We start from the raw sequence: 13,832 nt of genomic DNA, 5'->3' as shown, positions 1-13,832 counted from the left end.
AGTCAGCAATAAGTGCGCTAAAGTTTGAAGAGGATCTCATTACAGTAATGCAAATTTGTACGCAGTTTTCATTAACTGTGATGAATGTCGAAGTGTGGATGCGGGTGGATGTTAAAATACTCACAGACCCGCAAGGTAAAATTGATACGGCACTGCCGTTGGAGAATGTTATGACCGATTTAACTGCAAGCAGCCTGCGCGCGTTGAAACTGATGGACCTGACTACCCTGAACGATGACGACACCAATGAGAAAGTCATCGCCCTGTGCCATCAGGCGAAAACGCCAGTGGGTAACACCGCAGCCATCTGTATCTACCCGCGCTTTATTCCGATTGCCCGCAAAACGCTGAAAGAGCAGGGTACGCCGGATGTGCGCATTGCGACCGTAACTAACTTCCCGCACGGCAACGACGATATCGAGATTGCGCTGGCAGAAACCCGCGCGGCCATTGCTTACGGTGCAGACGAAGTTGACGTGGTATTCCCGTACCGCGCGCTGATCGCCGGTAATGAGCAGATTGGCTTCGACCTGGTGAAAGCCTGTAAAGACGCGTGCGCGGCGGCAAACGTGCTGCTGAAAGTGATCATCGAAACCGGCGAGCTGAAAGAAGAAGCGCTTATTCGTAAAGCGTCTGAAATCTCCATCAAAGCCGGTGCGGATTTCATTAAAACCTCTACCGGTAAAGTACCGGTGAATGCGACCCCGGAAAGCGCGCGCATCATGATGGAAGTTATTCGCGATATGGGCGTGTCCAAAACCGTTGGTTTCAAACCTGCCGGCGGCGTGCGTACTGCCGAAGACGCGCAGCAGTTCCTGGCGATTGCCGACGAGCTGTTCGGCGCCGACTGGGCCGATTCCCGTCACTACCGCTTCGGTGCGTCCAGCCTGCTGGCAAGCCTGCTGAAAGCGCTGGGTCATGGCGACGGTAAGAGCGCAAGCAGCTACTGATTGCCAGACAATGCCGGATGACGCTTTGCTTATCCGGCCTACAGGGTCGTAGGGCGGGTAAGCGTAGCGCCACCCGCCACAATTCCCCCGATTCCGCATGGAGGTTACCGTGTTTCTCGCACAAGAAATTATTCGTAAAAAACGTGATGGTCATGCATTAAGCGACGAAGAGATCCGCTTCTTTATCAATGGCATTCGTGATAACACCGTCTCTGAAGGGCAGATTGCGGCTCTGGCGATGACCATTTTCTTTCACGATATGTCGATGCCCGAGCGCGTGTCGCTGACCATGGCGATGCGAGATTCAGGAACCGTTCTGGACTGGAAAAGCCTTAACCTTAACGGCCCGATTGTGGACAAACACTCCACCGGCGGTGTGGGTGACGTGACCTCCCTGATGCTGGGCCCTATGGTGGCCGCCTGTGGCGGTTATATCCCGATGATTTCCGGGCGCGGTCTGGGCCACACCGGCGGTACGCTCGACAAACTGGAAGCCATTCCGGGCTTCGATATCTTCCCGGATGACAACCGCTTCCGCGACATTATTAAAGACGTGGGTGTGGCAATTATCGGCCAGACCAGCTCTCTTGCCCCGGCAGACAAGCGTTTCTACGCGACCCGCGACATCACCGCCACCGTTGACTCCATTCCGTTGATCACCGCCTCTATTCTGGCGAAAAAGCTGGCAGAAGGGCTGGACGCGCTGGTGATGGACGTGAAGGTGGGCAGCGGTGCCTTTATGCCGACCTATGAGCTTTCTGCCCAGCTCGCCGAAGCGATCGTTGGCGTCTCCAACGGCGCAGGCGTGCGCACCACCGCGCTGCTCACTGACATGAACCAGGTACTGGCCTCCAGCGCCGGTAACGCGGTCGAAGTGCGTGAAGCCGTCCAGTTCCTGACGGGGGAATACCGCAACCCGCGCCTGTTCGACGTGACCATGGCGCTGTGTGTAGAGATGCTGATCTCCGGCAAGCTGGCGAAAGACGAGGCGGAAGCACGCGCGAAACTGCAGGCCGTGCTGGACAACGGCAAAGCGGCAGAGATCTTTAGCCGTATGGTCGCCGCACAAAAAGGCCCGACCGACTTCGTTGAGAATTACGCCAAATACCTGCCAACCGCGACGCTCAGCAAAGCCGTATATGCCGACAGCGAGGGCTTTGTCTCAGCAATGGACACCCGTGCGCTGGGTATGGCGGTGGTCTCGATGGGCGGCGGTCGTCGTCAGGCGTCAGACACCATTGATTACAGCGTCGGCTTTACCGATATGGCCCGTCTGGGCGACAGCGTTGATGGCCAACGTCCGCTGGCGGTGATCCACGCCAAAGACGAAGCCAGCTGGCAGGACGCGGCGAAGGCGGTGAAAGCGGCCATTACGCTTGCTGATAAAGCACCAGAAAGCTCACCTTCGGTCTATCGCCGTATCACCGAATAGCGGTATACTGATCTGATCGAATTTTTATGAAGCACTACGTACGGAGAACAATTATGAAACGTGCATTTATTATGGTGCTGGACTCATTCGGCATCGGCGCAACCGAAGATGCAGAACGTTTTGGTGACGTGGGTTCCGATACCATGGGTCACATCGCGGAAGCCTGTGCGAAAGGCGAAGCGGACAACGGTCGTAAAGGCCCTCTGACCCTGCCAAACCTGACCCGCCTCGGTCTGGTGAAAGCGCATGAAGGTTCTACCGGTAAAATCGCAGCCGGTATGGACGGCAACGCGGAAGTGGTGGGCGCCTACGCCTGGGCTCACGAGCTCTCTTCCGGTAAAGATACCCCGTCTGGCCACTGGGAAATCGCCGGTGTGCCGGTCCTCTTCGACTGGGGTTATTTCTCCGATCACGAGAACAGCTTCCCGCAGGAGCTGCTCGATAAGCTGGTGAAGCGTGCCAACCTGCCGGGCTACCTCGGTAACTGCCACTCTTCCGGCACCGTGATTCTGGACCAACTGGGCGAAGAGCACATGAAAACCGGCAAGCCGATTTTCTACACCTCCGCTGACTCCGTGTTCCAGATTGCCTGCCACGAAGAGACGTTTGGCCTGGATAAACTCTACGAGCTGTGTGAAATCGCCCGTGAAGAGCTGACCGAAGGCGGCTACAACATTGGTCGCGTTATCGCCCGTCCGTTTATCGGCGATAAAGCAGGTAACTTCCAGCGTACCGGTAACCGTCACGACCTGGCCGTTGAGCCACCGGCCCCTACCGTGCTGCAGAAACTGGTCGACGAGAAAGACGGTCACGTGGTGTCCGTGGGTAAAATCGCAGACATCTACGCTAACTGCGGCATCACCAAAAAAGTGAAAGCCACCGGTCTGGATGCGCTGTTCGATGCCACCATCAAAGAGATGAAAGAAGCGGGCGATAAGACCATTGTCTTCACCAACTTCGTGGACTTCGACTCTTCCTGGGGGCACCGTCGTGACGTCGCGGGCTATGCTGCTGGTCTGGAACTGTTCGACCGCCGTCTGCCAGAGCTGATGGAGCTAGTGGGTGAAGATGACATTCTGATCCTGACTGCCGACCACGGCTGTGACCCAACCTGGACCGGTACCGACCACACCCGTGAGCACATTCCGGTGCTGGTGTACGGACCGAAAGTCAAACCAGGTTCACTGGGACACCGTGAAACCTTCGCAGACATCGGCCAGACCCTCGCGAAGTACTTTGGTACGTCCGACATGGAATATGGCAAGGCTATGTTCTGAGGTCATTGCCCGGTGGCGCTTCGCTTACCGGGCCTACGGTTTTGTAGGCCGGGTAAGGCGTAGCCGCCACCCGGCAAAAACAACAATGTAAAAGGAACTGAAGATGGCAACTCCTCACATTAACGCAGAAATGGGTGATTTCGCTGACGTCGTATTGATGCCGGGCGACCCGCTGCGCGCGAAGCACATTGCAGAAACTTTCCTCGAAGACGTGCGTGAAGTGAACAACGTGCGCGGCATGCTGGGTTTCACCGGTACCTATAAAGGCCGTAAAATCTCTGTGATGGGCCACGGTATGGGTATCCCATCCTGCTCTATCTACACCAAAGAGCTGATCACTGATTTCGGCGTGAAGAAAATCATCCGCGTGGGATCCTGCGGCGCGGTGCGCATGGATGTTAAGCTGCGTGATGTGGTTATCGGCATGGGCGCATGCACAGATTCTAAAGTGAACCGTATTCGCTTTAAGGATCATGACTTCGCGGCGATTGCTGACTTCGACATGGTGCGTAACGCGGTGGACGCGGCCAAAGCGCTGGGCGTTGACGCGCGCGTAGGCAACCTCTTCTCTGCCGACCTGTTCTACTCCCCGGACGGTGAAATGTTCGACGTGATGGAGAAGTACGGCATCCTCGGCGTGGAGATGGAAGCGGCGGGTATCTACGGCGTAGCGGCAGAATTCGGTGCGAAAGCGCTGACCATCTGCACCGTCTCTGACCATATCCGTACCCACGAGCAGACGACCGCTGCTGAACGTCAGACCACCTTCAACGACATGATCAAAATCGCGCTGGAATCCGTTCTGCTGGGCGATAAAGAGTAATGTTGTGCTGCCGGGCGGCGAAAGCCGCCCGGTTTCTGTGACTTACAGGTACACCACGCTGATGGTGGCCTGACCATCAAACTCGGTATCTTCTGTCAGAGACAGTTTCTTCAGGTTTTCCACTGCCAGCGAGATGTTCAGCGGGAAAGAGACGCTGGTCACCGCCATCGGGGCCGTTTTGCCCGCAGAGGCGACGCTCATCAAGCCCAGATCCTTATTGGCGATAGTGCCACCATTGGCTTTTTGCCAGCGACTCATGCTCACACCAGCAGTGACTGCCGTACGAATCGGTTCAACCGTCGCCCCGTTTGCCGTCACTTCACCGGTGCTGGTATAGATGGAATAGGCACCGATATTCTTGCCATCGTGCGTTTTGCCAAGGCCAAAGGTCGTCATGCTGCCGCGCAGTTCGCCGCCGTTTGACGTGGCGTTCTGCACCTTCAGGTTTGAGTCGGTTCCGGTGCTGGCGTTCGAATCCGTACGGTTGTCGGCAATACTCCAGCCCACTTTGGTAGGGGTAGGGCAGGTGATTGTCAGCGTCAGACCCTTTTCACCTAACTGCGTGGTCTGGGTTGGCGAGAGATCGCCAACCTGAACGGTACCGAAGTCAATCACGCCATCGTTGCTGAGTTCCGGCGTACAGGAGTTGCTGGTCAGTGAGGCTTTCACTTTCAGCACTGCCGTATCTCCCGCATGAGCACAGGTCGCTGTCAGCGCCAGCGCAGCGGCAAGGAGACTCTTTTTCATGGTTATTCCTTAACATAGATATATCGTTAAAATAAATGGACGAATCCACGTGTTTTACCTTTATTTTTCTTCTTTTCTCTTCACCCGAATAATCTATTCGGCGGTGAATGCGTTACTCTGTCGTTAATAGCTCCCAGGCGAGTGCGCTTTCCAGCTCGGTATTATCTGGAATGCCGCGCAGCTGATCGTCATTAATGACAGGTATAATTTTTATCGTCACACTCATTTGTTTGCCACGCACCGGCAGGCCATTTTGATATGCAAGGATGCCGTCATTATTCCTCAGAAAGACTTTTTCCTTGGGGGTTTCCGCAGAGGTGAACGATACCCGGTCAGAGGTCCTGACCAGATTATAGTGATGACCATCGACCAGAATATTGCTGGCAACCAGCGCCAGTCGGCTCTTCTGACCAAACAGAACGCCCCCGTTGCTGCCGGACGTGGATTGCAGAAAAAGCGCCATCACCCTTGGCTGCGGGCAAAAAACCGTGGCGGTGACCTCTTTACCCGGCATGCGGTTCCAGTTTTTACGCGAGGTGATAATGTCATCCTGTTTGAATCTGCCAAAGGAGACGTTCGGTTGCGACAGCGTAATTTGACACGCTTCGGCCACGACATAAGACGAAAAAAGTGATGCTGCACCGATGAGCACTGCGTTAACTATTTTCACTGGCAAACTCCTTCTGCTTTTTCGTAATAGGCGTCTTTATCTTTTTCGTCTTTCAGGGTGTAAGCGATCTGGCAGAGTTTGGTTAAATTGTCGTCCACCACATAAAGCGCAGGCGTATCCGACGCATCGGGAATAAATACGCTGCCGTTATCCATTACGCTGACAATATAGTTACCGTCCTGATCCACCACGCTCAGCCCTTTTTCCAGCCATGACCCGTTGACTCGCTTGACGTCCAGCATGACGCGACGCGTATTCAGCACGTTGAAATCGATCAGCGCAAAAGAGCCATACGCGGCGGAGACGGTCTGAATACCGTTTGATAAATCCATCCCCTGAGGTAACGAGCTGGCATTAATCACTATTTGCGATTTTTGCCATTCCCGAAGTCCGGGAACCACGGCCTGTCCCCAGCGATCTGTCCAGACGGTTCCATCGGGGGTGGTGATTTCAATACCGCTTTCCGGTTCGCTTAACCGGGCGATGCCGAATGTCTCTTTTACCGGATAGGGCGAAAACGTTATGCCATGACGATGCAGCGCTACGCCACCGTTTAAGGATGCGCTGTAGTTATGCTGATTGCCGTCATTCAGGCCAGCGGATAAACCGAGCTGCGTATAGTGAAGGTTGGTGGTGATATTGCCGTTAAAGGCGTTACTCTTATCCTGATTATCGCGGTCTGCAGAGACGTTGTAGTTAAGGTTTTGACCGATAGAGCCGCTTTCCTGAACGCCATAATTTTGTTTTTCCCCCTGAGCGCGCATGTAGGTACTGACGCGATCCTCGCCAAAAGGAACGATCAGGCTGACATAAAAGAGATCGTCATCGCGGCTGGTGCTGCTCTGGTTCTGGGTATCACTATTGCTCATGGCATGCTGCCAGTTTACGGACAGCGAGGTACGCCCGAGACTTTTACTCCAGGAAGCCATCAGATAGCGTGAATCACCGCTGTTTTCATCACCGGAATTCACGCTGTATTGCATTGAGATCGCGCCAATGTACTCATTGTTCCAGGTGAGGCTGGCGTTCCAGTTATTTTCGTAGGTCTGCGCCTCTTCATCCATGGCTTCCGTGAGTTCGCGGAAGCCGCCGCTGAACTGGGACGCACTTACCCCCATCGTCAGCTGGGCGGGCAGTAAGATATTGCTGCTAAGTTCAGCCTTGCTGCCTTTCAGTCGATCGTAAAAGTGGGACTGGCTCAGTAAAAAGCTCGGTGAGATCGCCCAGTTTTCGTTGATAGAAACGTCGAGTTTGGCACCGGTAGCCTGATATTTTTCTGCCAGTACGCCGGCGGCTACGGCGGACATGCGCGTGTTCAGCATCGTTCCGTCAGAGAGCGTAAATATCCAGGGCGTACTTGACTCATCCCCGCTGTCGCGAACCCGTCCGAGAGAGAGGTTTAACCCTTCGGCACGATTACTTCCCTGTATATTGAGGGCGGAAGAGGGAACGCTAAATTGCGTTGTCGAACCGTCCGTTTCCACCACGCTGACGTCAAGATCGACATTTCCGCGTACCAGGGGCACGTCCGTCAGGGAGAAAGGGCCGGCGTTGACCAGGGAAGAGTAGATCAGCTGTCCTGACTGGCGAACCTCAACGCGGGCCTGATTCGTCCGGGCAATTCCCGACACCTCAGTGGCCTGGATATTAGGCTGAAGGCCGGTTTCAGGCATTAGCTGAACGCCGGTGATTTGCGCGCCGCTAAACAGGGCCGAATTGACGTTGATCTGTCCAACCTGCGCCCGCATTTTCCGCTCTTCAAAAACGTGTTCAGCGTAGGTGTACAGGTTCTCTGTGCTGCGAGTCCCGTTGTCATCCGTCAAAATGAAATTGCTGCGCAGCGTCCAGTTCGCAAGGTTAATGCCTGCCCCCAAATTTCCCTGGGCATAACGGCTGCTCCCGCCCGAGCCGTACTCGTTAATGTTACTGAAGGCGCTATAGTTAATTAAGCCCGCAACACCGCCGTGCGAGTAATATTTCGCGGCATAAAATCCAGTGTCCATTGCCTCTGCGGGAACGAAAATCTCCAGTGATTCGGTATTCGGTAGAAGCGTTACCGTCGCGGAAGGGTAATCTTTCAGCAGGTTATGACATTTCTCTTTTTCGCCGATATTCAATGGCAGAAGGCCAGCAGCACGGGTGAAGTCATCATCAATGCAAAGCTGCCCCTCTTCTCCAACCCGAATGGCCAGGCTCCCCTTCTCAACGCCGTTAATTTTGACCTGCACGGCATGCTGGCCGGGCAGGTAGCGTTGTGCATCAGAGAAGTAATGGGCGAGATTAGTACTGATTCCCCGCGAGGCCAGTATATCGGTATTGAAATCCAGATCGGATGCATACAGCGCCGACGACGGCAGAAAAGCGACCGCCACTGCTGTTCGACGCATCGTGTTTTGCAAAGCGCGCAGTATCACTAAAAATTCCCTGTGATATCAGCGTGTAAGCGCGGCAGTGTACTTGTCCACTTCAATCCCGTAGCGACTGGCAGGGTTGAACTCGACGGCATTATCGCCGCTACCGATCGGGGTATTTGTCTGCACCTTCATGGTCTCACCCGGCAGGATAAAGGTTTTATTAACCACTCCCTCGGTGTGGGAAGGCAGTAGCGTCACTGATGTGGAAAAACGTACAACGTACGGCGAGGTATTACGGACCTGAACCTCTTTCTCTTGTACGGACCAGGTCAGTAATTTCCATGCATCCGTGACAACAGGAAGATTTTTAGGATGGATCAACACCGGTAAATCCTGACGAAGATTGATACCGACTTTAACGTTTTTATCTTTGGTTTTAGGCGGAATGCCTTCAAAGATCACGCGTTTATAATGTTCAACGGTCAGCGGTTCTTTGGTTTCAAGAATAAAGCGCACCTGCTGTTCCTGGCCTGGCTCAAGGCGTACAACCGGCTGAGTGACGTTGAGCTTGACCCCATTCTCCCCCTCGATGTCGTTAATGGAGGTATAAAGCAGGGTGGGGATGGAGTCCGTGTTTTTCACACTCATGACACCGCCGTGGTTGGCTTCATCAATCATCAGCAGTGTGGTTTCTGGCACCATGCCTGCAGCATAGACTGTCGCTGGAAGGGTGAGAAAAAGAGCGCAGACCAAAGGGGAGATTTTCACAATTCTTTCCATGAATATTGATATTGAACAATGGGTTAAAACTCCCCGCCTGAGCGGGGAGTTTGGCGTCGTGAATGCGGGTTACAGATAAACCAGCGTGATTGTGGACTGACCGTCCAGGTCAGTCCTGTCAGTCAGGGTCAGATTTTTGCTTGGCGCAATCGCCAGCGCGATCTTCAGAGGGAAGGCCGCCGTCGTGAAGGCCAGCGGAGCGCGTTCGCCGGTTTTGGCAACGGTCATGACGTCGGTACCATCGTTAGTGAGGATGCCGGTGGCCCACAGGTTGATCCAGCTTCTGCTGCTGATGGTACCGCCGGTATACATCGCTGCGGCGATAGGCTGAACGGTTGCACCGTCAGCAGTGACCGCGTTCATGTAAGTTGAAACTGAATAGGCACCGATACTTTCGCCAGCGCTGGTTTTTCCGACACCGTTGAGCTGGTAATCGCCGTATGCCTGTGCGCCGCTTGCGGTAGCGTTATCCACATGGAACTCGCTTGACGTTTTATGTGCGCCCGCGTTTGAGTCTTTGCGGTCATCTTTGATTGTCCAGCCGACGCGGGTCGCAGACTGACATGTGATGGTCAGAGTGACATCTTTATGCCCAGCCTGATAAGCCACACCGGAGGAGAGTGAGTCCAGACCCACTTCGCCAAAATCGGCCACGCCGCCGTTGCTAATTTCAGGAACGCAGCCTGCGCTGGTCAGCGTACCGTGAACTTTTAACATTGCAGTAGGTTCGGCATAAACTGCTGTCGCCGCCATCATCATAACGGTGGCGAGAAGGCACTTTTTCATTGTTATTCCTTAACCATAGAAAGAGATAATTCGGATATTTTTAATTTAAATGAATCTTGCCAAAAGATAATTTCTGGCATAAGAGTCGCGGCCGATTCTATTAACGAATCAACGCATTAAATAGTTAGATTTTCTTACGACAGTATTGAGATTTTATAATGTCGATTAAACATTTCTGAACGTATGTTTTATGCAGAAACGGCGGAAATATCCGCCGTTGAGTCACGCGTTTTTATCTGTTAGAGATAAACCAGAGTGATGGTGGTTTCGCCGCTCAGCTGCGCTTCGTCAGTAGTGGTCAGACGGTCAGTGTTAACAATGGCCAGAGAGACTTTGAACGGGTAGACAACGCTGGTGATGGCCAGCGGTGCGGTATAACCGGGTCTGGTAGCGGTCATGATCTCGGCGTTACCGTTGGCAATCACACCGGTGGCCAGGTTACGCCACATATATTCGCCTTTGCTGTTGAGGAAGTTTGGCGCAAAGATCGCCTGAGCAGGCACACCGTTAGCGGTGATCTCATTGATACGGGTACTGATTGCATAGGCGCCAATTTTATCGCCAGCAGCGGTGGTACCTACGCCGTAGGTGGTACCTGAACCGTAAACGTCCCCACCATTGTCTGTGGCGTCACGAATGTAAAACTCGCTGGAGTTCAGGTAGGTCGCCGCATTGGAATCTTCTTTGTTATCAGCAATACTCCATGCCACTTTAGTCGCTGACGGGCAATTGATCGTCAGAGACATATCTTTATGACCCATCTGGTTGGTCTGGGTTGGAGAAAGCTGGTCCAGCGCGATTGTACCAAAATCAATCGATCCGCCGTTACTGAGTTCCGGCGTACAGGATGCATGGTTCATCTTGCCCTGAACCTTCATGACGATGCTGCCTTCGGCGAATGCAGCCGAAGAGGTCATCGCAATCAGCGTTGCGAGAAGAAGCTTTTTCATTGTTATTCCTTAACCATTAATAAAATAAATGTATAAATTTCCGTGAAGTCATTAACTTGCTGAAATGCAAGCGCAGGGATTCTATTAATGGTTATTGTTATTTCTGTAATGAGTATATCTAATCTCTGAATTGAGTTTTATTAAAATGTGTAAATACATTCACGGTTGTATTTACACATTCCGGCAGGATAAGAACGGAGGAAGCTATTTTCTCTTCTTAACCGGGGGCGAGAATTATTTTATCGCCTGAGCGATCCACGCCGACAATTCCCGAAGTTCCCGCTCTTGTTCCGGATAATGTTCAAGCAACCCGTCGCACACATGTTGCAGCATATCGGGACGGTATACACAGCCCTGCAGGCGTGACGCCAACGCTTCCAGCGGTGCCGGGTTAAGACTATCCGTAAAAATTTGTGTGCGGGTAATATGACCTTTCTCCACGTCAAAGTGAAGCTCCACGCCGCCCCAGGTAAAACGCTCATCCAGCAGATGTGAAAACGCCGGTGCCTGGCCGAAGTTCCACTCCCAGCTGCTCTGGCGGGCAAAGGTTTCAACGAAGTTGGGCAGGTCAGGCGTTTTATCAGGGGAAATCACTTCCGCCTCCACACGCTCGCCGTAGTGCGCAAAGAAGGCCTCACGGATCGCGTCGCAAATCTGCTCGTGAGTAATACCCGGCAGAAGCTCCACCAGATTCGCCACGCGGCCGCGTACGGAGGTAATGCCCTTAGCCTGTGACTTTTTCTTGTCAGGATTGAGGTAGTTAGCCAGCCGGCTGAGATCGGCATTCAGCAGCAGAGTGCCGTGGTGGAACCCGCGATCCATTGTTTCGCGATAGGCTGAGCCGGAGACCTTCCGGTCGCCCTCGGGGGTCTTGACGACCAGATCGTTCCGGCCTGACGCCTCCGCGGTTACGCCGAGCGCATTCAGCGCGTTCAGCACAATCGACGTAGAGATGCTTTTGTCGTATTCCGGCTTGCCTGCCATAAAGGTAAAGCAAGTGTTGCCCAGATCGTGAAACACGGCTCCACCGCCGCTGCTGCGGCGCGCCAGGCGGACGTGGTCCTCTTCCATGCGGCGGGTGTTGCACTCTTTCCACGGGTTTTGCGCGCGGCCAATCACCACCGTGTCGGCATTGCGCCAGAGAAACAGTACGCGCTGGGTGGCGGGCATCTGGCGGAAGATGCACTCTTCCACCGCGAGATTAAACCAGGGATCGTAAGAGTCAGAGATAAGCAGGCGTAACGTCGTCATGGCAGAGTTCCTTTTCCATATCCTCCGCCTACTTTATCACTATTCTTTCTTCTCGCTCTCTTCGTCTTCCGGAACCGACTTGCTGGCGGTCAGCAGGAACGGCGACTGTTGCCATCGGGTGCGCTTACCCTGCAGCAGCGTGCGCGCCAGCACCACGCCAATCGCCAGTGAGAGCAATAACATCAGGCGCAGAATATTGGTGGTGTTATCCACCTGTTTGGCTTCGGTCGGCAGGGTGTGAGTGTCGAGCGTCAGGCGCAGATAGCCCAGCGGGCCATTTTTTCCCTGAACAGGTTCGACGAGCTGCTGGTTGAAATAGCCTCCGGCTTTTTTGCCGTCCAGCGCCAGCCTGTCGCGCACGTCGACGTGCTCACCGGCGCGGGCAATCAGGTCGCCTTTTTCATCGTACACGCCCGCATCGAGAATGCGGCTGTTTTCCGTAAGCTGACGCAGGATCTGGCCGATGCGCTTATCGTCCGGCGTCTCGGTGCGCATATAGGGGGCGACGTTAAGGGTCACCTGACGCGCCAGCGTGCGGGCCAGCTCTTCAAACTGCGGGTTACGCTGCCGCTGATGATTCTGGCTAAACCACGATGCCCCTTGCATCAATGCCACTAACAGTGCGAGACAGGAAAGGACAATCACGGCGCGATGAAGCCGGAATTTCAGTTTTGCGCGAGCCATATTCCACCTGCTGAAAATTTAGGGCTTAATGTTGCCAGAAGTGATGGTTACAGGGTAGCCTCATGCGTTATTTTCCCTCTGGAACCTTCCGGCGCGAACGAAATTACAGGAGCTTTGATGCCGAACATTACCTGGTGTGACCTGCCAACGGATGTCTCTTTATGGCCAGGATTGCCGCTCTCGTTAAGTGGCGATGAGGTGATGCCTCTGGATTACCACGCTGGCCGTAGCGGCTGGCTGCTGTATGGACGCGGCCTGGATAAGCAACGCCTGACCCAGTATCAAACCAAACTGGGTGCGGCAATGGTCATCGTCGCCGCCTGGTGCGTAGAAGATTACCAGGTTATCCGCCTGGCGGGTTCTCTGACGCAGCGTGCTACGCGTCTGGCGGATGACGCAGGGCTGGACGTTGCCCCGCTCGGTAAAATTCCGCACCTGAAAACGCCGGGTCTGCTGGTCATGGACATGGACTCCACCGCTATTCAGATCGAGTGTATTGACGAGATTGCTAAACTGGCAGGCAGCGGTGAGCTGGTGGCGGAAGTCACTGAACGTGCGATGCGCGGCGAGCTGGATTTCACCGCCAGCCTGAGACAGCGCGTGGCGACCCTGAAAGGGGCCGATGCTAACATCCTGCGCCAGGTGCGTGATGTGCTGCCGCTGATGCCAGGACTGACGCAACTGGTGCTGAAGCTGCAGTCCCTTGGCTGGAAGGTGGCGATTGCCTCCGGTGGCTTCACCTTCTTCGCGGATTATCTGCGCGAGAAACTGCATTTGACCACCGTGGTGGCCAACGAACTGGAAATTATGGACGGCAAGCTGACCGGACAGGTGATTGGCGACATCGTGGATGCGCAGTACAAAGCTAACACCCTGACCCGTCTGGCCGAAAAATATGAAATCCCGGTGGTCCAGACCGTCGCCATCGGGGACGGCGCGAACGACCTGCCGATGATCAAAGCTGCTGGTCTTGGCATTGCCTACCATGCTAAGCCAAAAGTGAACGAAAAGACGGAAGTGACTATCCGTCATGCTGACCTGATGGGGGTGTTCTGCATCCTTTCTGGCAGCCTTAATCAGAAATAACGGTCTGCTTTGTAGGCCGGGTAAGCGTAAGCGCTACCCGGC

Annotated in this window: 13 protein-coding genes; 5 read left to right on the top strand and 8 right to left on the bottom strand. The window is 54.2% G+C overall.

The genetic code is table 11. From position 1 onward, the window contains the following. The first annotated feature begins 170 nt into the window (after nt 1-170). From deoC to deoD, 4 genes are all read left to right on the top strand, one after another. Nucleotides 171-950, top strand: coding sequence for a deoxyribose-phosphate aldolase (gene deoC / locus O1723_RS18540; RefSeq protein ID WP_014882455.1), 780 nt, complete (start codon nt 171-173; stop codon nt 948-950). Between the two features lie 109 nt (nt 951-1,059). Further along, nucleotides 1,060-2,382: a thymidine phosphorylase gene (gene deoA, locus O1723_RS18535; protein WP_014882456.1), complete on the top strand. Its 1,323-nt coding sequence runs from the start codon at nt 1,060-1,062 to the stop codon at nt 2,380-2,382. A 53-nt stretch (nt 2,383-2,435) separates the two neighbouring features. Beyond that, entirely contained in the window at nt 2,436-3,659 is a 1,224-nt protein-coding gene (gene deoB, locus O1723_RS18530; RefSeq protein WP_014882457.1) for a phosphopentomutase, read from the top strand. Between the two features lie 103 nt (nt 3,660-3,762). Beyond that, the gene (gene deoD / locus O1723_RS18525; RefSeq protein ID WP_014882458.1) at nt 3,763-4,482 is read left to right on the top strand and encodes a purine-nucleoside phosphorylase; all 720 of its coding nucleotides are present in this window, start codon (nt 3,763-3,765) and stop codon (nt 4,480-4,482) included. A 42-nt stretch (nt 4,483-4,524) separates the two neighbouring features. On the opposite strand, the gene O1723_RS18520 is transcribed toward deoD, so the two are convergent. From O1723_RS18520 to O1723_RS18485, 8 genes are all read right to left on the bottom strand, one after another. Then, complete coding sequence (locus O1723_RS18520; protein WP_014882459.1) at nt 4,525-5,229, bottom strand: DUF1120 domain-containing protein; 705 nt, start codon at nt 5,227-5,229, stop codon at nt 4,525-4,527. Nucleotides 5,230-5,341: 112 nt separating this feature from the next. Then, on the bottom strand, nt 5,342-5,899 hold the full coding sequence (locus O1723_RS18515; RefSeq protein ID WP_014882460.1) for a DUF1120 domain-containing protein: 558 nt from the start codon (nt 5,897-5,899) through the stop codon (nt 5,342-5,344). Then, the gene (locus O1723_RS18510) at nt 5,896-8,286 is read right to left on the bottom strand and encodes a fimbrial biogenesis usher protein (protein WP_045307550.1); all 2,391 of its coding nucleotides are present in this window, start codon (nt 8,284-8,286) and stop codon (nt 5,896-5,898) included. The genes O1723_RS18515 and O1723_RS18510 overlap by 4 nt, the downstream gene beginning before the upstream one ends. Before the next feature lie 45 nt (nt 8,287-8,331). Next, the gene (locus O1723_RS18505) at nt 8,332-9,033 is read right to left on the bottom strand and encodes a fimbria/pilus chaperone family protein (RefSeq protein ID WP_023332040.1); all 702 of its coding nucleotides are present in this window, start codon (nt 9,031-9,033) and stop codon (nt 8,332-8,334) included. Between the two features lie 69 nt (nt 9,034-9,102). Further along, nucleotides 9,103-9,819, bottom strand: coding sequence for a DUF1120 domain-containing protein (locus tag O1723_RS18500; protein ID WP_014882463.1), 717 nt, complete (start codon nt 9,817-9,819; stop codon nt 9,103-9,105). A gap of 239 nt (nt 9,820-10,058) precedes the next feature. Continuing rightward, nucleotides 10,059-10,769 carry a DUF1120 domain-containing protein gene (locus O1723_RS18495; RefSeq protein WP_014882464.1) on the bottom strand — a complete coding sequence of 237 codons (711 nt, stop codon included), beginning with the start codon at nt 10,767-10,769 and terminating at the stop codon, nt 10,059-10,061. A gap of 234 nt (nt 10,770-11,003) precedes the next feature. Next, nucleotides 11,004-12,020, bottom strand: coding sequence for a lipoate--protein ligase (gene lplA, locus O1723_RS18490; RefSeq protein WP_248190957.1), 1,017 nt, complete (start codon nt 12,018-12,020; stop codon nt 11,004-11,006). 39 nt (nt 12,021-12,059) lie between these two features. Continuing rightward, a complete protein-coding gene (locus tag O1723_RS18485) occupies nt 12,060-12,704 on the bottom strand; it encodes a YtjB family periplasmic protein (RefSeq protein ID WP_014882466.1) in 645 nt (214 codons plus the stop codon). A gap of 117 nt (nt 12,705-12,821) precedes the next feature. On the opposite strand from O1723_RS18485, the gene serB reads away from it, so the two are divergent. After that, the gene (serB, locus tag O1723_RS18480; protein ID WP_248190955.1) at nt 12,822-13,790 is read left to right on the top strand and encodes a phosphoserine phosphatase; all 969 of its coding nucleotides are present in this window, start codon (nt 12,822-12,824) and stop codon (nt 13,788-13,790) included. The last annotated feature ends 42 nt before the right edge of the window (nt 13,791-13,832 follow it).

It is taken from the genome of Enterobacter cloacae complex sp. HYC080_NIDB, assembly GCF_056673325.1.
This window is presented reverse-complemented; position numbering and strand designations above follow the sequence as displayed.

Bases quoted from the DNA above. Each gene is read 5' to 3' on its own strand.
- O1723_RS18505 (WP_023332040.1), bottom strand. From the start codon at position 9,033: ATGGAAAGAATTGTGAAAATCTCCCCTTTGGTCTGCGCTCTTTTTCTC.
- O1723_RS18500 (WP_014882463.1), bottom strand. From the start codon at position 9,819: ATGAAAAAGTGCCTTCTCGCCACCGTTATGATGATGGCGGCGACAGCA.
- O1723_RS18510 (WP_045307550.1), bottom strand. From the start codon at position 8,286: ATGCGTCGAACAGCAGTGGCGGTCGCTTTTCTGCCGTCGTCGGCGCTG.
- O1723_RS18485 (WP_014882466.1), bottom strand. From the start codon at position 12,704: ATGGCTCGCGCAAAACTGAAATTCCGGCTTCATCGCGCCGTGATTGTC.
- lplA (WP_248190957.1), bottom strand. From the start codon at position 12,020: ATGACGACGTTACGCCTGCTTATCTCTGACTCTTACGATCCCTGGTTT.
- O1723_RS18495 (WP_014882464.1), bottom strand. From the start codon at position 10,769: ATGAAAAAGCTTCTTCTCGCAACGCTGATTGCGATGACCTCTTCGGCT.
- O1723_RS18520 (WP_014882459.1), bottom strand. From the start codon at position 5,229: ATGAAAAAGAGTCTCCTTGCCGCTGCGCTGGCGCTGACAGCGACCTGT.
- serB (WP_248190955.1), top strand. From the start codon at position 12,822: ATGCCGAACATTACCTGGTGTGACCTGCCAACGGATGTCTCTTTATGG.
- deoD (WP_014882458.1), top strand. From the start codon at position 3,763: ATGGCAACTCCTCACATTAACGCAGAAATGGGTGATTTCGCTGACGTC.
- deoC (WP_014882455.1), top strand. From the start codon at position 171: ATGACCGATTTAACTGCAAGCAGCCTGCGCGCGTTGAAACTGATGGAC.
- deoB (WP_014882457.1), top strand. From the start codon at position 2,436: ATGAAACGTGCATTTATTATGGTGCTGGACTCATTCGGCATCGGCGCA.